This is a genomic window from Pseudarthrobacter sp. LMD1-1-1.1 (genome assembly GCF_040676255.1).
Lineage (GTDB): Bacteria > Actinomycetota > Actinomycetes > Actinomycetales > Micrococcaceae > Arthrobacter.
Genome location: NZ_JBEGHP010000012.1, coordinates 262,004 through 285,219 on the forward strand (window position 1 = coordinate 262,004; position 23,216 = coordinate 285,219).

A 23,216-nucleotide genomic window follows, 5' to 3' on the forward strand; every position below is an offset into this window, starting at 1 on the left:
GGAACCAGACATATACCTGAAACGGAAAATAACTAATGAGCGACGAAATCCCCGAGAACTCCGCCCCTGAGGGCGGAACTCCGGACACCGTTCTTGAAGGCGACGTGCTGATCGACCGCGTGGAACAGGTGGACCTGCAGACGGAAATGCAGCGGTCCTACCTGGACTACGCCATGGCCGTCATCGTGGGCCGTGCCCTTCCCGACGTCCGCGATGGCCTCAAGCCCGTGCACCGCCGCGTGCTGTACGCGATGTTCGACGGCGGTTACCGCCCCGACCGGTCCTTCAACAAGTGCGCCCGCGTGGTGGGCGAGGTCATGGGCCAGTACCACCCCCACGGCGACACTGCGATCTACGACGCCCTGGTGCGCCTCATCCAGGACTGGACCATGCGCTACCCGCTGGCGCTGGGGCAGGGAAACTTCGGATCCCCCGGCAACGACGGCGCTGCCGCACCGCGGTATACCGAAACCAAGATGGCGCCGCTGGCCATGGAGATGGTCCGGGACATCGACGAGGAGACCGTCGATTTCCAGGACAACTACGACGGCAAAAACCAGGAACCCACCATCCTGCCGGCCAGGTTCCCCAACCTGCTGGTCAACGGTTCTTCAGGTATCGCCGTGGGCATGGCTACCAACATCCCGCCGCACAACCTCCGGGAAGTAGCCGACGGCGTGCAGTGGTACCTCTCCAACCCGGGTGCCACGCGCGAGGAACTCCTCGAGGAATTGCTGGTGCGGGTCAAGGGCCCGGATTTCCCCACCGGAGCCACCATCCTTGGCCACAAGGGCATCGAAGACGCCTACCGCACCGGCCGCGGATCGGTCACTATGCGCGCAGTAGTTGCCGTGGAGGAACTGCAGGGCCGCACGTGCCTGGTGGTCACCGAACTTCCGTACCAGGCCAACCCGGACAACCTGGCCATCAAGATCGCCGAACTGGTCAAGGACGGCAAGATCCAGGGCATTGCCGACCTCCGGGATGAAACGTCCGGACGCACCGGCCAGCGCCTGGTGATCGTGCTGAAGCGCGACGCCGTGCCCAAGGTGGTGCTGAACAACCTCTACAAGCACACCGAGCTGCAGAGCAACTTCTCCGCCAACATGCTGGCCATCGTGGACGGCGTGCCCCGGACACTGAGCCTTGATGCGTTCATCCGCCACTGGGTCACGCACCAGATGGACGTTATCGCCCGCCGCACCCGGTACCGCCTGCGCAAGGCGGAGGAAGAAGCCCACATCCTTCGGGCCCTCCTCAAGGCGCTGGACATGCTGGACGAGGTCATTGCCCTCATCCGCGCTTCCAGCACCACCGAGGCCGCACGGGACGGGCTGATGGAGCTGCTGGACATTGATGAGCTGCAGGCCCGGGCCATCCTGGACATGCAGCTGCGCCGCCTGGCCGCCCTGGAACGCCAGCGGATCCAGGAGAAGCACGCAGAACTCGAAGCCCTGATTACCGAATACAAGGAAATCCTGGGGTCGGAGCAGCGCCAGCGCGAGATCATCAGCACTGAGCTGGGCGAGATCGTGGACAAGCACGGCGATGACCGGCGCACCAGGATCCTCATGGGCTACGACGGCGACATGTCCATGGAGGACCTCATCCCCGAAGAGGAGATGGTGGTCACCATCACCCGCGGCGGCTACGTCAAGCGCACCCGCAGCGACAACTACCGGTCGCAGCAGCGCGGCGGCAAGGGCATCAAGGGTGCCCAGCTGCGTGGTGACGATGTGGTGGAGCACTTCTTCGTCACCACCACCCACCACTGGCTGCTGTTCTTCACCAACCTGGGCCGGGTCTACCGCGCCAAGGCGTACGAGCTGATGGAAGCGGGCAGGGACGCCAAGGGCCAGCACGTTGCCAACCTGATGGCATTCCAGCCCGACGAACACATCGCCCAGGTGCTGGACCTCAAGGACTACCAGCAGGCGCCGTACCTGGTGCTCGCCACCAAGAGGGGCCTGGTGAAGAAGACCAGGCTGGAGGACTACGACACGAACCGTTCGGCAGGCGTGATCGCGATCAACCTGCGTGACGGCGACGAACTGGTCTCCGCCCAGCTTGTCTCGGAAACCGACGACCTGTTCCTGGTGTCCCGCAAGGGCCAGTCCATCCGCTTCACCGCCACCGATGACGCACTGCGCCCCATGGGACGTGCCACATCCGGCGTTACCGGCATGAAGTTCCGCGAGGACGACGAACTGCTGGCCGCGGACGTGGTCACCGACGGTTCGTTCGTGTTCATCGTGACCGAAGGCGGGTACGCCAAGCGCACGGCGGTGGAGGAATACCGCCTGCAGGGCCGTGGCGGACTGGGTATCAAGGTCGGCAAATACCAGGAAGAGCGCGGCCACCTCGTGGGTGCACTGATCGTCCAGGAAGAAGATGAAGTCCTGGTGGTCATGGAGGGCGGCAAGGTTGTCCGTTCCTCCGTTGCCGGGGTTCCTGCCAAGGGCCGCGACACCATGGGCGTGATCTTCGCCAAACCTGACAAGAATGACCGGATTATCGAGGTGGCGCGCAACAGCGAACGCGGTCTTGAGGACGAGGAATCCGCCGGGGATGACGTAACGTTGGCTGAAGATGGCGGGACCGCTGGGGAATCCGCCGCGCCAGCAATGGCAGAAGAATCACCGGCCGTTGAGTCAGAGGACGCCTCGGGCGACGCTGAGCCGAACGAAGACAACACGGAGGTAACGAGTGAGTAATTCCGACTCATTTCCCAAGCCGAACAGTACTGTTCCCGACGGGAACCGGCCTTCAGCGGCACCCCGCGTGAACGCCCCCGTTCGTCCGCAGCAGCGCCCCGCTGCGCCGGCCGGCGCTCCGGGCCAGCGCCCCGCCGTCCCTGGCCAGCGGCCGCAGCAGGGCGACCGCCCCGTGCAGCCCGGCCAGCGCCCCTTCCAGGGCCAGCCCGGACAGCGTCCTGCACAGGGTGCCTCCGGCCAGGGAACCCCTGGCCTGGTGAAGCCGGCGCCGAAGGCAAAGGTCCGGCGGGCCCGGCTCCTGATCAGCAAGGTGGACCCGTGGTCCGTCCTGAAGATGGCATTCCTGCTGTCCGTGGCACTGGGGATCGTGACCGTGGTGGCCGCCATCGTCCTGTGGACGGTCCTGGACCTCACCGGGATCTTTGACCAGGTGGACAGTCTGCTGGGCACGCTCGCCGGCTCGGAAAGCGGCGGCTTCGAACTGAAGAAGGTGGCTTCGCTGGGCCAGGTTGCGTCGTTCGCCACCATCATTGCCGTGGTCAACGTGGTCCTGCTGACGGCACTGTCCATGCTTTCCGCTGTCCTCTACAACATCTCCGCCACCCTGGTGGGTGGCATTGGCGTGACCCTCACCGACGATTAGGAAGCCATTTTCGCCGGGTTCGCACCGGTGAAAAGGCCCGATTTGAGATCGGGCCGGGGTGTGCTGTAAAGTCATGTCTCGGCCCGATGAGGGATTGAGGGCGTATAGCTCAGGCGGTTAGAGCGCTTCGCTGATAACGAAGAGGTCCCAGGTTCAAGTCCTGGTACGCCCACGGAACCTGTGCAGGTTTCAAACGGAGGTTTGGTCCGGAGTTATCCGGTACCGGATCGGAACGGGGAGCATGTGAAAAAGTTGCTTGTACTGGCAGCGGCAATCGCAGGCTTCCTGGTCTACCGGAAAGCACAGGAATCCGAAGCCCAAAAAACAGTCTGGAGCAAGTCAACCGATACGGTGGACTAGGCCGGACGCCCGCTCCGGGAGCCTGTCAAGGGCTCCCTGGTTCTAGGGTATGATGGACGGGTTGCTTCTTATGGGGGCATGGCGCAATTGGTAGCGCACCTGCTTTGCAAGCAGGGGGTTCGGGGTTCGAGTCCCCGTGCCTCCACCATAAGGAAGTCCCGGTCAGCGGAAACGCCGGCCGGGACTTTTTGCTTTCCATCTGCGCAAGGAACCAGAACCAAGGGGGCTGCATTGAACTTCTTCTTCGCGGCCCTGGGAGTCCTGGGCGTTGCATCATCCGGGCCCTTGATCGCGGCCACGCTCGGCGCCACAAGTGTCAGCGCCCTTGCCATCGCCTTCTGGCGCAACGCCATCGGCGCGGCCGTCATGGCCTCCCCCACCCTGGTCCGGGAACCCGGCCAGTTCCGCAGGATCAGCCGCAGCGAGTTCCGCTGGTCGATGCTGGCAGCCGTCGCGCTTGCCCTGCACTTCGCCTGCTTCATCACATCCCTTCAGCTGACATCCGTAGCAGCCGCCACCGCCCTGGTCTGCCTGCAGTCAGCCTGGATTGCCGTCTTTCAGCTCTTCCGCGGCATCCGCCACCGCTGGCAGGTCCTGGCGGGGCTGGGAACCGCCTTTGGCGGGGTCGTGGCGATCACCGGCTTCGACATGGGCTCTTCCCCGCAGGCCCTCACGGGAGACCTGCTGGCGATGGCCGGCGGCGCCCTTGCCGGCCTTTACACGCTCGCAGGTGGCAAGGCACGGCAGAGCATGACAACAGGAACCTACACCACGCTCTGCTACGGAATGTGCGCCGCCCTCGTGGCCGCCCTGGCCCTGTTCGTGGGCCAGCCCCTGGCGGGGTTTGAGCCGGGCGGGTGGCTGGGCATCGCAGCAATCACCGTCTGTGCCCAACTGGTGGGCCACACCGCCTTCAACCACCTGCTGGCCACCATGAGCCCCCTCATCGTCTCCATGATCATCCTCCTGGAAATCCCGGGGGCAGCGCTGTTGGCAGCCGTGTTCCTGCACGAGACGCTGCCCGCAGGCACTTACGCCGGGCTCGGCCTGATCCTGGCGGGACTCGCCGTCGTGGTCCTCGGTCAAAGGAACAGCAGGGGCCAGGGGAATGGCAGCCGGGGCAGCCGTGGAACGGCACCCCAGGAGGAACCGCCGTCGGACCGCCTGGCCGGGCTGGGAACTGACTGAGCCCTACTGACCGCCGCGGCGGACCGGCTGGGCCGTGTTAACGGTGTGGATGGCCCTGAGGAGCTTGGCCGGAAAGTACACCGAGAAGAAAACCACCATGGGGGCCTTCAGCGCCATCTTCCTGACGTTGTGGGCTTTGTAGGTCCGGTCGAACCGGGTGACGTAGTAGCGGTAGTCCCGCGGTGAATCCTCAAGCCGCCGCGCGGACATCCCGGACACCATCTGCGGCCAGTAGCGCACCGGCAGTTCATGGTCGGCCAGGTGCAGGGACAGGTCGATGTCCTCGTGCATCTCGTCCTTCTCGTCCCGGCAGGTCTCGGAACGGATGGTCTCCCAGGCCGTGGCCCGCAGGGCCATGTTGGAGCCGAACAGGAAATGGTACTGGTGCTTGGCCAGCTTCAGCATGAGCTGGCGCATCTTGTCGTCCGCCTTGAGTCCGAACCGGCGCATCGGCATGTCGTAGTAGACCACCGGGCCGGTGGCAGCCTGGACCGACTGGTCAGCGAAGGCCTTCTGCACCTGTTCAACCCAGTCGGGTTCGACGATGGAGTCAGCGTCAATCCGCCCCAGGATGTCCCCGGTGGCACTGTCCAGCCCGAAGTTCCTGGTGGGGATGAGTCCCTGTTCCCGGTCCTGGCTCAGGAGGATGATGGGGCTTTCCGGATACTCCAGCTGCATCTGGCGCACAATGTCAGCGGTCCGGTCCTTCGAAAGGTTGTCCACCACGATGATCTCGTGGGCGGGAACGGACTGGTAGATCGCAGCTATCAGGCACTGCCTGATCACGCTCTCCTCGTTGTACGCCGGGATGACGATTGACACGCGGAGCTGTACGGCTGCGTCGTTCACGGCATCCCCAGAGGATCGATTGGCTGACATCACTTCAAATCTAGCATCCGCGTAAGATGCCTCCGCGGACGGGAAGAGACACAAAAAGGGGGCCCCGCCGTCAAACGGAGCCCCCTTGTGTGAATGGCGAAGATCAGGCCTGGCTGCTGCCCTTGTCTTCATCGGCAACCGTCTTGGCGCCGCCTTCGGTGTCGTCGGCAACGTGCTTGGCCTTGTCGGCGGCATCGGCTGACTTATCAGCGACCGTCTCAGCTGCGTCCCCGGCCTTGTCCGCGGCAGCACCGGCCGCGGATGCGGCTGCGGAAGTGCCCTTGTCGGCGGCGTCGGCAGTGGTTGCCTTGACGTCGCTGACGGTAGTGGCCGGAACGGGTGCCGGGGTGGGGGTGACCGGCGAGGGGGTCTTCCAGGGGTCCTCGACCGGCTTGGACGCCTTCCATGCGGCAACGCCCGCTGCAACCGCTGCGGCCACCACACCGAAGATCAGCCAGCCACGCTTCTTGGGCTTCTCCGGCTGGGCAAGCTGCACGTCCATTGCGCGGCTTGCCCCTGCCGCGGCTGCTTTCAGCTGCGTGCCGGTGGCCTGGGCCTGCTCCTGGAGGGCGTGGATGATTCCCACGTCCCCAAGCTTCTGCGCCACTGCGTCAACCCGTGCCGGGGTGTTTTCCAGGGTGCGGTGAACGGCGCCGGACGCCACGCCAATCTGGTCCGAGAGCTTGGGCAGGTACTCCACCACTACCCGGTCCCGGGCGTTCAGGACCACCGGGGTGGCCTTGTCCAGGGCCTCGTGCAGCCTGGGCGATGCGCCTTCAACCACGTCATTGATCTTCGGGGCCAGGTGGGCCAGTCCGTCCTGGATCCGGGGAGTCACTGTGGCAACGCCGTCGGCCAGGCTGTGGGCCGCCGTCTTCAGGCCTTCCTGGATCTTGGGAGATGCGCTGTCCAGGCCCTGCTGCAGCCGGGGAACAGCCCAGTCCACGGCAGCTTCCACCCGGGGGGCCGCCCAATCCTTGGCGTTTTCCACGGCACTGGTGACCGACTGCTCAAGGTCACGGGCAATACGATCCGATTTCTTCACAACTACCTCCCGATTAATGTGACGGTTCTGTCGCTAGCCTACGTGCCCAGATCACCACGGGCTATTCACTCTGCGGATTTTAGGGGGATTTCACCCAGCGCGGAACTGCCCCCGCAGCCGTGGCTGCCCAGAACCGGCATGGGAGAATCAACCTATGACTGCCATCGCAACTGCAAAAGCAACCATCCACACCAGCCTCGGCGACATCGTGGTTAACCTCTTCGGCAACCACGCGCCCAAGACGGTCAAGAACTTCGTGGGCCTTTCCACCGGCGAGCAGGCCTGGACCCACCCGGAAACCGGCGAGGACAAGACCGGCACGCCGCTTTACAACGGAACCATCTTCCACCGCATCATCAAGGACTTCATGATCCAGGCCGGAGATCCCCTGGGCCGTGGAACCGGTGGCCCCGGCTACCGCTTTGACGACGAGATCCACCCTGAACTGAGCTTCAACCAGCCCTACAAGCTGGCCATGGCCAACGCCGGCATCCAGATGGGCAAGGGCACCAACGGTTCACAGTTCTTCATCACCACCATTCCCACGGACTGGCTCCAGGGCAAGCACACCATCTTCGGTGAAGTGGCTGACGAGGAATCCAAGAAGGTCGTAGACGCCATCGAGGGTGTCCGCACCGGCATGGGTGACCGCCCGGTCGAGGACGTCACCATCAACAGCATCGACATCGAACAGCTGTAACGCCCCACCATGAGTTACGGAATTCCGTCGGCTGAGCCGTCCGCCCAGGTTCCGGTATGCCCCCGGCACCCGGACCGGCCGTCCTATGTGCGCTGCCAGCGCTGCGGGCGCCCCGCCTGCCCGGACTGCCAGCGGGCGGCCGCCGTCGGATTCCAATGCGTTGACTGCGTCAACGAAACACGACGTACGACGCCGGAAGTACGGAGCGTCTACGGCGGTGCCGTTGCCACTGGCAAACCTTTGGTGACGTACGGCCTCATTGCAGCCTGCGTTGTGGTTTACGCACTGCAGATGCTGATTCCCGGGGACTGGGTATACAAACAGTTCGCGTACAACAACATCTTTGCCGCCCCTCAGTACGGCGCGTTTGAGCCGTGGCGGATGGTGACCTCGGCCTTCCTCCATTCCCCGGATTCGCTGCTGCACATTCTCCTGAACATGTACACGCTGTGGATTTTCGGCCAGGCCCTGGAGCCCATCCTTGGCCGGGTCCGCTTCCTGGCGCTGTACCTTATCTCCGCCTTTGGTGGTTCAGTGGGCTACCTGCTGATGAACCCCGTGCTGGTGCCAGGGCAGGGTCTGGTGGGATTGGTGGGCGCCTCCGGTGCCATCTTCGGCCTCTTCGGCGCCATGCTGCTGGTCCAACGGCAGCGCGGCGGGGACACACGGCAACTGTGGGTCCTGATTGCCATCAACGGCGTCATCGGCTTCCTGATTCCCCATATCGCCTGGCAGGCCCACCTGGGCGGGCTCATCACCGGCGGCCTCTGCGCCGCGGTTCTTGCCTACACACCCCGGGGACGCCGCCAGGGCCTGCTCCAGGCACTGGGGCTGGCCGCCGTTTTTGCGCTGCTTGTGGCCGCCAGCTGGGTGCGCGTGACGCTTTAGCCGCCACATATCCACGACCAACCGGAATGCCCCCGTCACCGTTGGTGACGGGGGCATTCGTGTTTTCCACAGCGCTTTTCCACAGTGTTGGTAACTTACATAGCTGTAGTTCAGGTGATGGATCGGCCCATCCCGGCCCTTGGCGGCTTACGCCGGGGCAACAGCCGGGCGCTTCTCCACAGCTGTGGATAACCTGTGGGGATATTGCTGTGCGTAAGTGGATAAGAGGCACTTTCCGGGCGCCTCTGTGGAAAAACCGGCCCATGGAACGCCCGCCGGACCGCTCTGCCGGCGTTGGCGGAGGGTTATCGACATCGGTATCCACACTGTTAATAAGTCACAATGCTGTTGTTCGGAGTCCCGCGCGACCCGTAGCAGTAAGGGCAGGGCCGGCCTAGGGCACCGCTTTCCACGCGGTTTCCCACAGCTGTGGATAACTTGTGGGTATCGCATTGTTGGTAAGTGGATAAACACCAGAGGGTCGCGCTCTGGCCGCCTGCCTATGATGGTTGCCTGCCAAGCCGCCCAACCGACAAGGACATCCGTGACTGCCACCGAGCACCTGTATCTTGATAAACAGCATCCGGCCCTGTGGAGGGCGATCAGCGGCCTGGGCCTGAAGGTGCAGGAAGCGGCAGAAGAGGCTGGGATCGGGAGGGGCCTGTTGGAACTGCTCAACGTGCGGATTTCCCAGATCAATGGCTGCGCCTATTGCCTGGATCTCCACGTGCGGAAGGCCGGCGAGGAGGGAGAAAGTGCGCAGCGGCTGGCGGTGTTGCCTGCCTGGCGTGAGACCGCCCTGTTCACGGACCAGGAGCGGGCCGCGCTGGCCTTGGTGGAAAGCATCACCGAACTCCCGGGTGAGCGGTCACGGGAGCACGCGGAGGCCTACGCGCGGGAGCGGCTCAGCGCCGAGGAGTTTTCGGCCGTGAGTTGGCTTGCCGTGACCATGAACGCATTCAACAGGGTGTCCATCACCAGCCATCACCCGGTCCGGCGGACCCGCCCGTAGTCTCCAGCGCCGGCCCGTCGGGACGTGTCCCCTTCAGGCTCCTGGACTTATCCACAGGTATTCCACACTGTTAATAACCACATTTTCCCGGCAGCTTTTGGCGGAAGGGTGCCGCACAGGGATGCTGGCGCCTTCTACAGAATCCCTGGGGAAGGTTGTCCACAGTGTGGATAACCTTCCCAACAGTTGGGGATAACGGGCGGCGGTAGGGTCTTTAGGCCTGCATGGACCAAATTCCGGAGGAGCCGCGGCGGTGGCTGTCCAGTAGATGGGTGTCCACTATTCCCACGGCTTCCATCAAAGCGAACATGGTGGTGGGACCCACAAAGGAGAAGCCCCGTTTCCGGAGCGCCTTGGACAGGGCCACCGATTCCGCCGACTGCGTGGGGACATCGGCGGCCACCGCGGGCTCCGGGGTGCTGGCCGGGCGGAAGCTCCAAACAAAGTCCACCAGCCCGCCGTCGTTGCGAAGTTCCAGTGTGGCCTGTGCATTCTTGACCGCGGCAAGGATTTTGAGCCGGTTCCTGATGATTCCCGGATCCTGCATCAGCCGTTCCACGTCCTCGCCGCTGAACAAGGCCACCTGTTCGGGGTCGAAGCCGGCAAAGGCGGCACGGAAGGCAGGGCGCTTGCGCAGGATGGTGGCCCAGGAAAGACCTGCCTGGAAGCCCTCCAGGCAGATGCGCTCGTACATGCCCTGCTCGTCAGTGACGGGCAGTCCCCATTCCTGGTCGTAATAGTCGCGCATGAGCGGATCCGTGGCGGCCCAGGCAGGACGGGCCAGGCCATCCTCGCCAACGATCACTCCGCTGGACTCGGGCGCCAGTGTGGTTCTCCTTGGAACAGTTCCGCGGCAGGCGCTACGAGCGCCAGCGGGTGGTCATCAGGAACCCGACGATGGCGATGCCGAAGCCCGCCACGATGTTCCAGGACTGCCAGGCCTGGACCGGGAAGCGTCCCTCGCTGATGTAGAAGGTGATGATCCAGAAGAGGCCGATGATCATGAGGCCGAACATGACCGGCTTGAACCACACGGGGTTGGGCTTGTACGCCTGCGGGGATGCCGGCTGGGCGGTGCTGGCGGTCTTCCTGCGAGGCTTTGACTCGGGCACTGGCTCTCCTTGGCGGGCTGGGCAAGCTCGGCGGCCCGGGCTTGGTATCCTGCAAGAAGGAAATTGCCAGCGGTCTGCGCGATCTTGGTCAAATCTGGATTCTTACTAGCAGCCAATTCTAGCCGCAGTTGATGGGCACCCGGTGCCCAGGGTGAATGCCCGGAGGGGAACGCGTGGTATTGCAGGAGAAGGCGGAGCCCGCCACTGCGCCCGCGCGCCGTCGTGCCCTCCTCACTGGCACCATCTCGGTGCTCGGCGAGCTGCTGATTACTGCCGGCGTCATCCTCCTGCTGTTTGTCGCGTGGCAGCTGTGGTGGACCAACGTGGAATCCGACGCCAAGCAGAGCCAGGTCATCAAGGAATTCGCCCAGGACCTGGGCAGTGCCGCTCCCGCGACGGCCGCCCCGGCCCCTGCGGCGCCCCCTGCCGCCGGCGAGGATTTTGGCAAACCCGTGGTGGGTACCGCTCCCGGCCACGCCGGCACCATCGGCATCATGTACATCCCCCGGTTCGGCCCCACCTACACGCGTCCCATCGTCCAGGGGACCAGCCAGGACGTGCTGGATACGCTGGGCCTGGGGCACTACAGCAATACGGCAATGCCCGGTGCGGTGGGCAACTTTGCCGTCGCAGGGCACCGGCAGACGCACGGGGCGGTGCTGGACAACATCCACACGCTGGTGCCCGGCGACAAGATCTACGTGCAAACCAAGGACGGTTACTACGTCTACGTCTTCCGGAACAACCAGATCGTGATGCCCTCCCGAACTGACGTCCTGGAACCTGTCCCCACCCAGCCGGGCGTCGCGCCCACCGAAAGCTACCTCACCATGACCAGCTGCAACCCCCGCTTCGGCGCGGAAGAACGCATCATCGCCTACGCCCTGCTGGACAGTTGGCGGCCGGCAGCCGCAGGGCCGCCTGCTGAGATCGCGGCGCAGGTTGCAGCAGCCACCGGAAGGAGCTGACCGTGTACGCCTGGATTTTCCGCCACCTTCCCGGGCCGCTCTGGCTCAGGATCATCATCTCGCTGGCACTGATCTTCGTGGCCCTGGTCCTGATGGTCCAGTTCCTTTTCCCCTGGATGTCCCACTTCACCCAATTCACCGACTCAACGATTGGTTCCGCAGACCAGCCATGACCACAACCAAGATCCTTGTAGTGGATAACTACGACAGCTTCGTCTACACCCTGGTGGGATACCTCCAGGAACTCGGTGCCGAGACCACGGTGGTCCGGAACGATGACGTCACCCTGGCCGAGGCCATCGAGCTTGCCAGTACCCGGGACGGCGTCCTCATTTCCCCCGGTCCCGGAAATCCTGCGGAGGCGGGTGTCTGCATCGAGCTGATCAAGTGGTGCGGTGAGAACAGCGTTCCCATGTTCGGCGTGTGCCTGGGACATCAGGCCCTGGCAGAGGCCTTCGGCGGCAAGGTGACCCACGCCCCCGAGCTCATGCACGGCAAGACGTCCCAGGTGGAGCACACCGGCACCAGCGTGTTCGCCGGCCTCCCCTCCCCCGTCACTGCCACCCGCTACCACTCGCTGGCGGCGGTCCGGGAGTCCATTCCCGAGGTCCTGGAAGTGACGGCGCAGACCGCGTCCGGCGTGGTCATGGGGCTGCAGCACCGGACTGCACCGTTGTGCGGGGTGCAGTTCCATCCCGAATCGGTCCTCACCGAAGGCGGGTACCAGATGCTCGGCAACTGGCTGGAGTCGCTGGGCATGAAGGGTGCGGCCGCGCGGGCTGCGAAGCTAAGCCCGCTGATCCAGCACTAGCAGGGCCAGCCCCCGCCAGGCCGGGCGTCAGCCCTTCCTGGTGGGCTTCGGCGTCGGCGTTGCTGTCGGCGTGGGCGTTTCCGTGGGGGTTTCCGTGGGCGCCGGCGGGGGCGGCGGAGCCTTGGCCACCACGACGGTGATGGTCTTTCCCTGGTCGACGGCGGCGTTGACGGGGTCGCTCTGATCCGTGACCCTGCCGGGCTCCACCTGCGAGTTTTCCGCCTCGACCACTGAAGCGACCAAGCCACGTTCCTTCAGGGCGGCCTCGGCCTCTTCACGTGTCATGCCGCGCAGTTCGGGGACAACCACCTTGCCGGTGGAGACGATGAGCTCCACGCTGGTGCCCACGCCGACGCTTTGCCCCGGCGCCGGGTTGGAGGTGATGACGATCCCGGCGGGGACAGTGGCGCTGTTGGCAGTGGTGGTTGACGGAGCGCCAACCAGCCCCACCTGGCGGAGGATGTCCCGTGCCGCGGCCTCGGTCTTGCCGGGGAGACTGTCCGGGATCTTGACCGAGCTGGGGCCGTCGGAGACGTTGAGGATTACGTCGGCCCCCGGATCCAGGGAACCGCCGGCCGCGGGATCCGTCCCGATGGCGGTCCCCTTGGGCACCGTGTCGTTAGCCGACCTGGCGATCCTGGGGCGAAGGCCCGCGTTGTACAGCTCCTGGAGCGCAGCGGTTTCCGTCATGGACGCCACCGATGGGATGGCTACCTTGGGCGGAGCGGGAGCGGGACGGTTCACCGTTTGGTACAGCCACAGCCCGCCCCCCGCGAGAATCAACAGGGTGAAGATCACCAGGGTGGCAATCCAGGCACGACGGCGGGACTTCTGGCGGCTGGTCCGCTCGCGTTCGGGAGCGAGGCCGAGCGGGAGCGGGCCGGCCCCGTAGGCATCCGCACCGTACCCATCCGGCCCGTGCCCATCCGCCAGCTCCAGCGGAACCGCGGAACCGCCGTCGTCATGGAACAGGCTGGTGGCAGCCAGCCGCCCCGTGGGCGCGTCGTCAAGGAAGCCTGCCCCCGCAGCAGCAAATGCCTCGGTGGGCGGAGCCGCCTGGGGTACGTGGTCATTCGGATCGGTGGGTGCCTCGGACGCCGGCACGGCCGGGACGGCCACTCCGGCCTTTGCAGCGCGCAGGGCACGCCGGAAAGCGGCCGCATCCTGGAACCGGTCCGCGCGGTTCTTCTGCAGCGCCTTGGCGAGGACCGTGTCCAGCGCCGGTGACACCTCGGGGTTGAGGCTGCTGGCCGGGTCCGGGATTTCGCGGACGTGCTGGTAGGCCACGGAAACCGGGCTGTCCCCGACGAACGGCGGCCGCGAAGTCAGCATTTCGTAGAGCAGGCACGCGGCGGAATAGAGATCGCTGCGGGCATCGACGGTTTCGCCCCGGGCCTGTTCCGGCGAGAGGTACTGGGCCGTTCCCACCACTGCCTGGGTCTGGGTCATGGTGGCGGAGGAATCGGCGATGGCCCGCGCAATGCCGAAGTCCATCACCTTCACCGAGTTGGTGCCCGGGCAGTACATCACGTTGGCAGGCTTGATGTCCCGGTGCACAATCCCGGCCTTGTGGCTGTATTCGAGGGCCCCCAGGACGCCCAGGCAATAGTCGATCGCCTGGCTGATGGTGACCTCGTTGCCGCGGATCAGTTCGCGCAGGGTCCTGCCCTCCACGTACTCCATGACGATGTACGGCACCCGTACGTCCTCGGCGGAGCCGTCGTGGACCACGTGTTCCCCGGTGTCGAAAATCGCCACGATGGAGGGGTGGTTGAGGGCGGCCACCGACTGCGCTTCACGTTTGAACCGTGCCTGGAACTGCGGATCCCGGGCCATGTCGGGCCGCAGCAGCTTGATGGCGACTGTCCTGCCCAAGCGGGTGTCGGTGCCCCTGTAGACGTCCGCCATGCCGCCGCGGCCAATGAGGTTACCCAGCTCGTAGCGCCCGTTCAGGACACGCCGGTTATCCACCGGCAGGCTGTCCTCCCGGTGCAACGGTGTGCGTGGTGACTCATTCACTGGTGGTCCCGACGGTCAGGGTGCGCAGGTTGGGGGTACTCCCGGCGTCTGGCCGGCCGCACAGGTTGCCAGGGGCGAGATGGGCGTCGGTCCCGCCACGGGGGACGAGGACGTGGGGGCAGGGCTTGGCGCCGTCGTGGTGGGCGCGGGGCTGGGAGCCGTGGCGTAGATGACGGTGATGAGCGAACCCTTGGGCACCGTCCCGGTGGGGTTGAGCTCCAGCACAGTACCAGGCGTCTCGGTGCTGCTCTCCTGCGGAAGGACAGTCACCTGGAGTCCCAGGCCCGCCAGGGCGGACTGGACCTGGCGGTAGTCCTTGCCGAGGTACGCCGCCGGTATCACGTTGACCGTGGCCTGGGTGGGCTGCGTGGTGGGTGTGGGCGTCGGCGTGCTGCGCGTCTGCGTGGGCGTGGCTGAGGCGCTGGTCCGCGTGGGTGTCGCGGACGACGGCGGTGCGCTGCTGGCGGTGGCGCTGGAGCTGGGGTTGCCGGCCGGCGAGAAGAGCCCCACCTGGTTCAGGAGGAAGCCCACCAGGGCGAAGAGGAGCAGCAGGATCAGGGCAACCAGGGGCCAGGTCCACGGGCTGCGTCCCTTGCGCCGGGGCTCATCGGAGGGCGCGTCGTCGTACGTTTCCTCCTCCTGGTCCCAGTTCCGCTCGGCAGCCAATGCGTTGGCGCGGGCCAGCGGCCCCTGCGCACGCTCCCCGCCATCGGCTGATGCGCCGTGGGCGCTGGCAGCCATTCCCGCCGCAGCGCCTGCCGCGGCTGCGCCCATCACCGGGAGGGCGGATGTGGCGGTGGGGGCCGAGTCACGCTGTGTGCCGATGACGCCCGTGGGGGCCGTGGCCGTGTCAACGGGTGCGGTGATGGGGCCGGTATCGGCGTCGAAAAGAAGCATGCCGGGCACCGCGGCACGGGCAGCGCCCACATCCCCGTTACGGATGGCTTCCGCAGCTTCGGCGAGCTTGATGGCATTCGCCGGCCGGTCCTTGGGGTCCTTGGCCAGCATGGACATCAGGAGCGCGCGGACCGGCGTGGGCAGGCTCTCCGGGAGGGGCGGCGGGGCGTCGTTCACTTGGGCCAGGGCAATGGCGATCTGCGATTCGCCGGAGAACGGGCGGTGGCCGCTGAGGCACTCGTATCCAATGACGCCCAGTGAGTAGATGTCCGACGAACCGGTTGCGGTCTGGCCCGTTGCCTGTTCGGGCGCCAGGTACTGCGCGGTACCCATGACCTGCCCGGTCTGGGTGAGGGGCACCTGGTCGGCGAGGCGGGCGATGCCGAAGTCGGTGACCTTGACCCGCCCGTCAGGGGTGATCAGGAGGTTGCCAGGCTTGACGTCGCGGTGGACAAGGCCCTGGGCGTGCGCAACGGCCAAGGCGCGGGCGGTCTGCGCGATGATCGACAGCGTACGGTCGGGCGAGAGCACCTGCTCGTGTTCGATGATGCTGCTCAGCGGCTGCCCCGGGACCAGTTCCATGACCAGGTAGGCTGAGCCCTCTTCTTCGCCGTAGTCGAAGACGTTGGCGATCCCCACGTGGTTCAGGAGGGCGGTGTGGCGGGCCTCGGCGCGGAAGCGCTGGAGGAATCCCGGGTCGCCGGTGTACTCCTCCTTCAGCACCTTGATGGCGACGATGCGGCCCAGGACGAGGTCTTTGGCCTTCCAGACTTCCCCCATGCCGCCGATCGCAATCCGCGTGGTCAGCTGGAATCTGCCGCCGAGGGTGATTCCCGTTGTAGGCCTCACTTATTCAACACCGCCTCAAAAATCTTCTTCGCGTTAGGACTGGTCAGCTTTGCTCCCGCGTAGATGTCTACGCCTTCCATGACGATCGTGACGCTGACCTTGGGATTGTCAGCGGGTGCGAACCCGGTGAACCACGAGTTGTTGGTTCCGTTGCCGAGTTCGGCGGTGCCGGTCTTGCCCGCGACCTGCACGCCGGGCACTGCAGCACTCTTGGCGATACCGTCCGTCACCACGCTGGTCATCCATTCGGTGATTTGCTTGGCGATCTCCGGGCTGGTTGACGTCCTGAGCTGGGCCGGCTGTGGCTCGTCAATAACGCGCAGATCCGGGGACCGCAGCGTTTTGACCAGGCTGGGCGCCATCTGGACGCCGCCGTTCGCGATGGCGTTCGTCATCATGTTCACCTGCAGCGGCGTCACCCGGACATCCTTCTGGCCGATGGCGGACTGGGCCAGGCCCGGCGCGTCCAGCTTGTCAGGGAACCCGTTCCCCGTTGCGTGGCCAAGCTTCAGCTGGTTTCCAACGTCCTCGCCGAACCCGAACTTCTTGTACTGGGCGGCAATGGCGTCACGGCCAAGGTCCAGGGCGATGCTGGCGAACGGCGTGTTGCAGGACTGCTGCAGGGCGAAGGCGAACCCAGCGGTGTCCCTGGTGTAGCAGTTACCGCCGGCGTAGTTGGGAAGCTTGTACTGGATGCCGTCGAAAGGCATCTCGGCGGGGTTGGGCAGGACGCTGTCCTTGTTGTACTTCCCCGACGCCAGGGCCGCGGCTGTGTCCACCAATTTGAAGACCGATCCCGGAGCGAGCAGCTCGCCGGTGGGGCCGCTGACGTTCTGGTTCAGGTTGATGCCGGGGACCTTCACCAGTTCGTTCATGTTGGCGCCTTCGGCGGCGGCGTCCTGCGTGGCGGCGAGGTTCGGATTGTAGGACGGCTTGGATGCCATGGCCAGGATGGCACCGGTCTTGGGGTTGGTGACCACGATCGAGCCGCGCTGGCCGTCCGGGATCAGGCTGTAGGCGAGCTGCTGGATCTGGGGGTCGATGGTCAGTTCCACCGAGGCGCCCTTGGGCTGGTTGCCCAGGAAGAGCTGGCCCACCCGGTCAAGGAAAAGCTGGTCCGAGTTGCCTGCCAGTTCGGCGCCCATGGCCTGTTCAAGGCCCGTGGCCCCGTAGTTCTTCGAGAAGTAGCCGGTGATCCCGGCATACAGCTCCGGCTGGGGGTAGGTGCGCTGGAACTTGCAGGTCTCCGAACCGGTCTCCACGGACTCGGCCACGGGGGTGCCGCCGACGATGATGGCGCCGCGGTCGTTGCAGTAGTTCTGGAGAATGGCGCGCTGGTTCAGCGGATTGGTCTTGAGGTCGTCGGCGCCCACCACCTGCACAAAGCTGATGGCGCCGAAGAGCAGCGCGAACATGGCCACTGCGGCTACCCACGAGTGTCGGATTGCCTGGTTCATGCCTGCTTCACCGCCTCGGTTGGAGTGTCAATGCCGGTTGCCGCCGTCGCGCCGGCGGGCGGGAGTGGAGTGGTGTCCACGGGTCCGCGGGCGGCGTGCGAAATCATCAGGAGCAGTCCCACGATGATCCAGTTGGCCAGGAGGGACGATCCGCCGGCCGCGAGGAAGGGGGTGGTGAGCCCGGTCAACGGAATGAGCCGGGTGACGCCGCCGATGACCACGAAGCACTGGAGGGCGACCGCGAAGGACAGCCCGCAGGCGAGGAGTTTGCCGAACGCGTCCCGGGTGCCCAGGGCGGCACGGAAGCCACGGGTGATGAACAGCAGGTACAGCAGGACCACGGCGAACAAGCCGATCAGCCCCAGTTCCTCGCCCAGGGAGGCGATGATCATGTCGCTGTTGGCGAAAGGAACGAGGTCCGGACGCCCCTGGCCAAGGCCCGTGCCCACCAGTCCGCCGTTGGCCATGCCGAACAGGCCTTCGATGACCTGCCGGCTGCCGTTCTCATAGACGTCGGGGGAGAAGGCGTTGAGCCAGCCGTAGACGCGCTGCTGGACGTGGGCGAACACCTGGGCCGCAACGAAACCGCCGCCGATGATCAGGGCCAGCCCGATCACCACCCAGCTGATCCGGCTGGTGGCCACATAGATCATGACGATGAACAGGCCGAAGAACAACAGGGAGGAGCCCAGGTCGCGCTGGAAGATGAGCACACCGATGCTGACGAGCCATGCGGTGATCATGGGACCCATGTCCTTGAACCGCGGAAACTGCATGGGGCCGATTTTGCGGCCGGCGAGCAGGATGAGGTCGCGGTTGGAGGACAGATACCCGGCGAAGAATATGGCCAGCGTAATCTTGGCGACTTCGCCCGGCTGGAACGTCATGGGACCGACCCTGATCCACACCCGCGCACCCAGGATTTCACCGGCGCTGATTCCCGGGACAAGCGGCAGGATCAGCAACAGGGCCGAGGCTGCCAGCGAAATAAAGGTAAACCGGCGCAGGATGCGGTGGTCCTTGAGGAAGAAGACCACGGCGATGGCCACTGCCATGGCAATGAGGGTCCACCGGAGCTGGTTGTTGCCGGTGTCCTCGCCGGGAGCATCAAGCCGGTGGATCATTGCCAGGCCCAGGCCGTTGAGGGCGACAACGATCGGAAGTATTACTGGATCGGCATATTTAGCGCGGAACCGCAGGACGCCGTGGAACACCAGGGCGGCCATTGCCAGCAGGCTGGACTGGAACCAGAAATCCGAGTCGAAAGCCTTCTCCTGGTCCACGCCCACCATCATGTTGGCGCCGATGCCGACGGCAAGGGCCAGCAGCAGCAACGCAAGTTCCACGTTGCGGCGAGGCTTGGGCATGGTGCTTACCTGGCTCATTTGGCCGCCTCGCAGGTGATGGTGGGAGTGGGTGAGGGTGACGGTGCGGACGGCGCCGGGGCAGGAGCGGACGCATCCGGTGCCGGTGGCGGCGCCGCTGCACTGGCAGGGGGCGCACTGTTGGAGGGTGCCGGGGCACTGGCGGACGCGGAAGGCTTGGGGCACTCTTCCTCGGGCGAAGTTGTTCCGGTGAGCTCCAGGTTCTTGACGATCCGCTGGGCGTCGTAGAGGTCATTGGCAGGCACCGTCTGCCGCACGCGCTGCTGCGAGAACGGCGGGAGGGAGTCCATGCGGATATCCGTCACTGCTTCCAGGGAGGAAAGCTGGATGGGACCCAGCCGCTGCGACACCCCGTTGTAGATGGCCACGCGGGAGTCGAACTCGCCCACGTAGTAGCGGGTCTGCGTCCACGCGTAACCAAGCCAGAGGCCAACGGCCACCACTACCAGGACGGCGGCCGCGATGGACCAGGTCAACCAGCGGCGGGGACGCAGTGGCGGCAAGGTGTCTTCCCCGTCTGCCGGTTCCGCCTTGTGCGTCAGGAGCGTTGCGGCCCGCCGGGCCACGGTACGGCCGGCGACGGTGGGGATGGAACCGGACTCCGCGGCAGCAGCAGCGGCGCCCACCAGTTCATGCGGGCGGGAGGCCAGCTCTTCGCGCAGGACCTCGGCGGAGAGGTGTTCCCCAAGGTGGGGGTCGGTGCCGCCGGAGTCGGCCGGGCTGGCGTCGCCGTCCTTGGCGCCGGCGCCGTCTTCCGTTTCCTTGGCAGGCCCGGTATCTGGCTTGGGAGCTCCGGCTTCCGAACCGGCCACCTCCTTGCCATCGGCCGGCACGGCGGCAGCAGCCTGGGCTGCGGGTGAAGCATCCGCCGCGGCAGCGGGCTTGCTGCCCTGCACCGGCGGGACAATTTCGACGGCTGCCGTGCTGACGTCGTCGGGCGTTTCCTCCACGATGTCCACCATGACCACGGTGACGTTGTCCGGCGAACCGGCCTCAAGGGTCAGTTCAACAAGGGTTTCGGCGCACTCATGCAGGTTGTGGGTTTCTCGGACAGTCCGCTCCACCGCATGCGCGGCCACATAGTTCAGTCCATCCGAGCACAGCAGCCAGCGGTCCCCGGGCCGGGCGTCCAGGGTGTCCAGGTCCAGCTCGGGGCTGGCATCGACGTCACCCAGGACGCGCATGAGGACGTTCTTGTGCGGGTGCGTTTCCGCTTCCTCAGGCCGCAGCCGGCCTTCGTCGATGAGCCTCTGTACGAAGGTGTGGTCCACGCTGACCTGCTTGAATTCACCGTCGCGGAGCCGGTAGGCGCGTGAGTCGCCGATGTGGGCGAAATGCAGTTTGTCATCCGCCAGCAGGAGCGCAGTGACGGTGGTGCCCATACCCGCGAGCTTCGGGTTGATGTGCACCAGTTCAGAGAGCAGGGAGTTGGCAGTTTGGATCTCATCGGCCAACACGGTCCCGGCGTCCGCCCCGTGGTCCGCGCTGTCCAGGTGGATCATGTCCAGGACGGTCGCAGCTGAGGCAACATCGCCGCCCGCATGGCCGCCCATGCCATCTGCGACCACTGCGAGATGGCGGCCGGCGTAAGCGGAATCGTCGTTCTTGGAACGGATCCGGCCCACGTCCGACCGCGCGGCGAAGCGCATGATGAGGGGCCGCTGAGCCGGACTGGAGCCGGTTGCGGGGGTTTCAGCCTCGGCCACAGTTACGGCCTCAATTCAATGACCGTCTTGCCGATTCTCACGGGTACCCCTGGCTCGACAGGCAGGGCACGGGTAAGTTGCTGGTCTCCCAAGTAGGTTCCGTTGGTGGAACCAAGATCTTCGATGAACCAGCGGCTGCCCTGCGGGAAGAGCCTGGCGTGGCGGCCGGAGGCGTAATCGTCCTCAAGGACCAGGGTGGCTTCCTGGGCGCGTCCCAGCAGGATGGGGCTCGCTGCCAGGGGCAGGGTCCGGCCCTTGAGCGGACCTTCGAGCACCACCAGCTGCCGGGCCTGCTGTTTCACGGGCTGTGGCGGCGCTTCGGCCAGTTCGGGGTTTCGCCGGATCTGGCGGGCTGTGGGTGCACCGGCCGCAGCCTTGCGGCCCAGCATCAGGTCACGGCGCATGGCGGAGACGATGCTGAAGATCAGGACCCAGAGGAGCAGCAGGAAGCCGAACCGCAGCGCGGTGATGGTGAGGTCGCTCATGCGTGGCCACCCTGGTTGGCAGGAAGCAGGCGGAAGATGATCTTTGTCCGTCCCATCGTGATGGTGGAGCCGTCTGTGAGTTCGGTGCTTCCGGAAACCTTTTGGCCGTTGACGTAGCTGCCATTGGTGGAGCCCAGGTCCACGGCGCTGGTGACACCGTTGGCCGTGCGGATCTCCAGGTGGCGCCGGGATACGCCCGTGTCTTCGATGTGGATGTCCGCCTCTGAAGACCGGCCCAGGATGATGGACGGGGCGTTGAGCGAATAGCGCTGGCCGTCAATGTCCAGCACCGGCTGGAGCCTGACAGGCTGCCGGCTCGGGGCCGCCGGAACGTTGGTCTGGGGCTTTGGCTGGGCGGCGGATCCCTGGGATTTTTCGGTGGAGGAGGCTATTTCGAAATCCCCGGCGCGGAGTTCGGAATCGCGCCGGAACGAAATGCGGACGGGGCCCTGGAGGGTGTAGCCCTGGCTGCGGACGTGGTTGATGACCACGTCGCAGAGTTCTTCGGCCAGCGGCGTGCCCCATTCCTGTGCGCGGCCAAAGTCATCGTCACTGAGCTGGACGTCGAAGACGTTGGGTACCAGCGTGCGTCCGGCCGCCACAGGGAGGGCCTTGTGGTCCACCTCGCGGCGGAGCCGGCTGGCGATCTCAACGGGCTCAACCTGCGCTTTGGAACCGGTGGAGAAGACGCCGCGGACGGCCTTTTCAATGCCACGTTCAACCTTGTCCAGCAGACCCATGGTTCTTCTCCTTTCCCCCCGGCTCCGGGGCAGTAGTTGTTGCTGGCCAGCACCTGCAGGGCAGTCCATCGTTGCGCGGTGATGCCCGCGGGCAGTGGCCACTCCTACATCCGATACTAATGGCCAGCCCTGCGAATGACCTTAATCCACAACGGCCGGGCGCCGGCAAAAGTTCGGATGCGTGACTGCTCAGGGCTGTTGCGGCGGGGAATCGGGGGCACGGCTGATGACCCCAGGATGCCTGCTTTTGCGCGGCTTTTAGCCTGTCGTAGAGGGGCGCGGGAGGGCGGACGGGGGCCAATTGGTAATTTGCGGCATCTGTCCGTTATGCTTGATCTCGCTGCTTTTACGAGGCGCGGAACGGGAAACCGGTCCGGTTAAGTGGAGGAAGTTGCGCGCGAGTGGCGGAACGGCAGACGCGCTGGCTTCAGGTGCCAGTGTCCGAAAGGGCGTGGGGGTTCAAATCCCCCCTCGCGCACGCAAATGGAAGAGCCCCGGTCTTGGACCGGGGCTCTTCTGCGTTTCCCGCATGGATCAGCGGTTCTGAAGGATCGCCCCCGCGCACGGACTTCGCACCCCGCGCGTTCCAGGGTGGTTCGTCCGGTGGCGGGTGCGTTGAGTGCCTGGCCGGCGGCGCTAACGGACGGGCCCCTGGCTGGACGGGCGCGCCGAAGCCTTGAACCGGCGTCGTGAGTTGGCCAAGTGGCTGCGCATGGCTGCCGCCGCGGCAGCCTCGTCACGGTCGGCGATCGCCTCCAGGATGGACCGGTGCTCCTGGACCACCTGGTCAAAATGGTCCCGGGCGTAATGCTCGACGCCGGTCATCAGGCGGGTGCGGGGCATGGCAATCATGGTCTGGCCCAGGGCCGCCAGGCAGTCCGAGTAATAGGGGTTGCCGGATGCTGCGGCCACGGCCCGGTGGAACTCGAAGTCCGATTTCATGGCATGGGCAGGATGGCCCGCGCTTCCGGTGAAGGCGTCCAGCGCCGTACTGGCGGCGCGCAGTTGCCGGTCCGTGTGGTTCCGGGCGGCCAGGGCCGCAGCCTCCGTCTCCACGCCCATGCGGAAGGCCAGCAGGTGCAGCCGGTCCTCTGTAGTGGCCACGGGGCGGACTCCGGGCACTGCCAGCGGCCCTTCCGCGGGCGGAGTAAGGGCGAAGCTGCCGCGGCCGCGCTCGGTTTCGACGAGGCCCTCCGCCTGCAGCCGGGTGAGGGCGGCCCGCACCACAGTGCGGCTGACGCCGAAGTCGCTGATGAGCGTGTTCTCGCTGGGCAGCTTCTCGCCCGGCTGGATCACGCCGTCCACGATGCGGTTGCGGAGGTCAGCGGCAAGGTCCGCGGTGAGGTTCCGGCTCATGG

22 protein-coding genes and 3 tRNA genes are annotated in these 23,216 nt (G+C 65.7%); 13 read left to right on the plus strand and 12 right to left on the minus strand.

Annotated features, from left to right (window positions below):
- Positions 1-35 precede the first annotated feature (35 nt).
- The 6 genes from gyrA to MRBLMD1_RS06735 all read left to right on the plus strand — a co-directional run bounded on the left by gyrA (position 36) and on the right by MRBLMD1_RS06735 (position 4,905).
- Entirely contained in the window at positions 36-2,714 is a 2,679-nt protein-coding gene (gyrA, locus tag MRBLMD1_RS06710; RefSeq protein WP_141158797.1) for a DNA gyrase subunit A, read from the plus strand.
- Positions 2,707-3,357, plus strand: a complete 651-nt coding sequence (locus MRBLMD1_RS06715) for a DUF3566 domain-containing protein (protein WP_364398375.1) — start codon at positions 2,707-2,709, stop codon at positions 3,355-3,357. The genes gyrA and MRBLMD1_RS06715 overlap by 8 nt, the downstream gene beginning before the upstream one ends.
- A 98-nt stretch (positions 3,358-3,455) precedes the next feature.
- A tRNA-Ile gene (locus MRBLMD1_RS06720) sits at positions 3,456-3,529 on the plus strand.
- A 71-nt stretch (positions 3,530-3,600) separates the two neighbouring features.
- Positions 3,601-3,717 (plus strand): DLW-39 family protein, encoded by a 117-nt coding sequence (locus tag MRBLMD1_RS06725; protein WP_306629327.1) that lies wholly within the window; start codon positions 3,601-3,603, stop codon positions 3,715-3,717.
- A gap of 72 nt (positions 3,718-3,789) precedes the next feature.
- Positions 3,790-3,865: transfer RNA gene (locus MRBLMD1_RS06730), tRNA-Ala, on the plus strand.
- Between the two features lie 83 nt (positions 3,866-3,948).
- A complete protein-coding gene (locus MRBLMD1_RS06735) occupies positions 3,949-4,905 on the plus strand; it encodes a DMT family transporter (protein WP_364398377.1) in 957 nt (318 codons plus the stop codon).
- A gap of 3 nt (positions 4,906-4,908) precedes the next feature.
- Here MRBLMD1_RS06735 and MRBLMD1_RS06740 read toward each other — a convergent pair whose 3' ends face one another.
- Both MRBLMD1_RS06740 and MRBLMD1_RS06745 read right to left on the minus strand, forming a co-directional pair.
- Complete coding sequence (locus tag MRBLMD1_RS06740; protein WP_159629370.1) at positions 4,909-5,784, minus strand: glycosyltransferase; 876 nt, start codon at positions 5,782-5,784, stop codon at positions 4,909-4,911.
- Between the two features lie 103 nt (positions 5,785-5,887).
- Positions 5,888-6,829 carry a hypothetical protein gene (locus MRBLMD1_RS06745; protein WP_364398379.1) on the minus strand — a complete coding sequence of 314 codons (942 nt, stop codon included), beginning with the start codon at positions 6,827-6,829 and terminating at the stop codon, positions 5,888-5,890.
- A 154-nt stretch (positions 6,830-6,983) separates the two neighbouring features.
- Here MRBLMD1_RS06745 and MRBLMD1_RS06750 point away from each other — a divergent pair, with 154 nt between their 5' ends.
- The 3 genes from MRBLMD1_RS06750 (at position 6,984) to MRBLMD1_RS06760 (ending at position 9,429) form a co-directional block, all read left to right on the plus strand.
- The gene (locus MRBLMD1_RS06750; protein WP_141158792.1) at positions 6,984-7,529 is read left to right on the plus strand and encodes a peptidylprolyl isomerase; all 546 of its coding nucleotides are present in this window, start codon (positions 6,984-6,986) and stop codon (positions 7,527-7,529) included.
- A 9-nt stretch (positions 7,530-7,538) separates the two neighbouring features.
- Positions 7,539-8,417: a rhomboid family intramembrane serine protease gene (locus tag MRBLMD1_RS06755; RefSeq protein ID WP_159629366.1), complete on the plus strand. Its 879-nt coding sequence runs from the start codon at positions 7,539-7,541 to the stop codon at positions 8,415-8,417.
- A 544-nt stretch (positions 8,418-8,961) separates the two neighbouring features.
- Complete coding sequence (locus tag MRBLMD1_RS06760) at positions 8,962-9,429, plus strand: carboxymuconolactone decarboxylase family protein (RefSeq protein WP_159629357.1); 468 nt, start codon at positions 8,962-8,964, stop codon at positions 9,427-9,429.
- A 214-nt stretch (positions 9,430-9,643) separates the two neighbouring features.
- Here MRBLMD1_RS06760 and MRBLMD1_RS06765 read toward each other — a convergent pair whose 3' ends face one another.
- On the minus strand, positions 9,644-10,255 hold the full coding sequence (locus tag MRBLMD1_RS06765) for a DNA-3-methyladenine glycosylase I (RefSeq protein ID WP_159634951.1): 612 nt from the start codon (positions 10,253-10,255) through the stop codon (positions 9,644-9,646).
- Positions 10,256-10,289: 34 nt separating this feature from the next.
- A complete protein-coding gene (locus MRBLMD1_RS06770) occupies positions 10,290-10,541 on the minus strand; it encodes a cell division protein CrgA (protein WP_141158788.1) in 252 nt (83 codons plus the stop codon).
- Between the two features lie 173 nt (positions 10,542-10,714).
- Here MRBLMD1_RS06770 and MRBLMD1_RS06775 point away from each other — a divergent pair, with 173 nt between their 5' ends.
- The 3 genes from MRBLMD1_RS06775 to MRBLMD1_RS06785 are packed head-to-tail and all read left to right on the plus strand — an operon-like array spanning position 10,715 to position 12,320.
- Positions 10,715-11,509: a class E sortase gene (locus tag MRBLMD1_RS06775; RefSeq protein WP_159629355.1), complete on the plus strand. Its 795-nt coding sequence runs from the start codon at positions 10,715-10,717 to the stop codon at positions 11,507-11,509.
- Between the two features lie 2 nt (positions 11,510-11,511).
- Positions 11,512-11,682 carry a hypothetical protein gene (locus MRBLMD1_RS06780; protein WP_201302364.1) on the plus strand — a complete coding sequence of 57 codons (171 nt, stop codon included), beginning with the start codon at positions 11,512-11,514 and terminating at the stop codon, positions 11,680-11,682.
- Positions 11,679-12,320, plus strand: coding sequence for an aminodeoxychorismate/anthranilate synthase component II (locus MRBLMD1_RS06785; protein ID WP_159629353.1), 642 nt, complete (start codon positions 11,679-11,681; stop codon positions 12,318-12,320). The genes MRBLMD1_RS06780 and MRBLMD1_RS06785 overlap by 4 nt, the downstream gene beginning before the upstream one ends.
- A gap of 27 nt (positions 12,321-12,347) precedes the next feature.
- Here MRBLMD1_RS06785 and pknB read toward each other — a convergent pair whose 3' ends face one another.
- The 7 genes from pknB to MRBLMD1_RS06820 form a co-directional block, all read right to left on the minus strand.
- Positions 12,348-14,291, minus strand: coding sequence for a Stk1 family PASTA domain-containing Ser/Thr kinase (gene pknB / locus MRBLMD1_RS06790; protein ID WP_364398384.1), 1,944 nt, complete (start codon positions 14,289-14,291; stop codon positions 12,348-12,350).
- A gap of 63 nt (positions 14,292-14,354) precedes the next feature.
- Complete coding sequence (locus tag MRBLMD1_RS06795) at positions 14,355-16,085, minus strand: serine/threonine-protein kinase (protein WP_364398386.1); 1,731 nt, start codon at positions 16,083-16,085, stop codon at positions 14,355-14,357.
- Positions 16,082-17,542: a peptidoglycan D,D-transpeptidase FtsI family protein gene (locus tag MRBLMD1_RS06800; RefSeq protein ID WP_275181768.1), complete on the minus strand. Its 1,461-nt coding sequence runs from the start codon at positions 17,540-17,542 to the stop codon at positions 16,082-16,084. The genes MRBLMD1_RS06795 and MRBLMD1_RS06800 overlap by 4 nt, the downstream gene beginning before the upstream one ends.
- Complete coding sequence (locus MRBLMD1_RS06805; RefSeq protein ID WP_364398389.1) at positions 17,539-18,927, minus strand: FtsW/RodA/SpoVE family cell cycle protein; 1,389 nt, start codon at positions 18,925-18,927, stop codon at positions 17,539-17,541. The genes MRBLMD1_RS06800 and MRBLMD1_RS06805 overlap by 4 nt, the downstream gene beginning before the upstream one ends.
- A complete protein-coding gene (locus tag MRBLMD1_RS06810) occupies positions 18,924-20,633 on the minus strand; it encodes a PP2C family protein-serine/threonine phosphatase (protein WP_370871850.1) in 1,710 nt (569 codons plus the stop codon). Before MRBLMD1_RS06810 ends, MRBLMD1_RS06805 begins: the two co-directional genes overlap by 4 nt.
- A 2-nt stretch (positions 20,634-20,635) precedes the next feature.
- Positions 20,636-21,118 carry an FHA domain-containing protein FhaB/FipA gene (locus tag MRBLMD1_RS06815; protein ID WP_275181771.1) on the minus strand — a complete coding sequence of 161 codons (483 nt, stop codon included), beginning with the start codon at positions 21,116-21,118 and terminating at the stop codon, positions 20,636-20,638.
- Positions 21,115-21,858: a DUF3662 and FHA domain-containing protein gene (locus MRBLMD1_RS06820; protein WP_364398391.1), complete on the minus strand. Its 744-nt coding sequence runs from the start codon at positions 21,856-21,858 to the stop codon at positions 21,115-21,117. Before MRBLMD1_RS06820 ends, MRBLMD1_RS06815 begins: the two co-directional genes overlap by 4 nt.
- Before the next feature lie 395 nt (positions 21,859-22,253).
- Here MRBLMD1_RS06820 and MRBLMD1_RS06825 point away from each other — a divergent pair.
- Positions 22,254-22,336 (plus strand) — tRNA-Leu (locus MRBLMD1_RS06825).
- A 158-nt stretch (positions 22,337-22,494) separates the two neighbouring features.
- Here MRBLMD1_RS06825 and MRBLMD1_RS06830 read toward each other — a convergent pair.
- A complete protein-coding gene (locus tag MRBLMD1_RS06830; protein WP_159629342.1) occupies positions 22,495-23,214 on the minus strand; it encodes a FadR/GntR family transcriptional regulator in 720 nt (239 codons plus the stop codon).
- Between the last annotated feature and the right edge of the window lie 2 nt (positions 23,215-23,216).

What these genes read in the sequence shown, in the direction of transcription:
- MRBLMD1_RS06800 (WP_275181768.1), bottom strand. Translation starts at nt 17,542, where the DNA reads ATGAACCAGGCAATCCGACACTCGTGGGTAGCCGCAGTGGCCATGTTC.
- MRBLMD1_RS06740 (WP_159629370.1), bottom strand. Translation starts at nt 5,784, where the DNA reads ATGTCAGCCAATCGATCCTCTGGGGATGCCGTGAACGACGCAGCCGTA.
- MRBLMD1_RS06815 (WP_275181771.1), bottom strand. Translation starts at nt 21,118, where the DNA reads ATGAGCGACCTCACCATCACCGCGCTGCGGTTCGGCTTCCTGCTGCTC.
- MRBLMD1_RS06750 (WP_141158792.1), top strand. Translation starts at nt 6,984, where the DNA reads ATGACTGCCATCGCAACTGCAAAAGCAACCATCCACACCAGCCTCGGC.
- MRBLMD1_RS06820 (WP_364398391.1), bottom strand. Translation starts at nt 21,858, where the DNA reads ATGGGTCTGCTGGACAAGGTTGAACGTGGCATTGAAAAGGCCGTCCGC.
- MRBLMD1_RS06830 (WP_159629342.1), bottom strand. Translation starts at nt 23,214, where the DNA reads ATGAGCCGGAACCTCACCGCGGACCTTGCCGCTGACCTCCGCAACCGC.
- gyrA (WP_141158797.1), top strand. Translation starts at nt 36, where the DNA reads ATGAGCGACGAAATCCCCGAGAACTCCGCCCCTGAGGGCGGAACTCCG.
- MRBLMD1_RS06785 (WP_159629353.1), top strand. Translation starts at nt 11,679, where the DNA reads ATGACCACAACCAAGATCCTTGTAGTGGATAACTACGACAGCTTCGTC.
- MRBLMD1_RS06805 (WP_364398389.1), bottom strand. Translation starts at nt 18,927, where the DNA reads ATGAGCCAGGTAAGCACCATGCCCAAGCCTCGCCGCAACGTGGAACTT.
- MRBLMD1_RS06755 (WP_159629366.1), top strand. Translation starts at nt 7,539, where the DNA reads ATGAGTTACGGAATTCCGTCGGCTGAGCCGTCCGCCCAGGTTCCGGTA.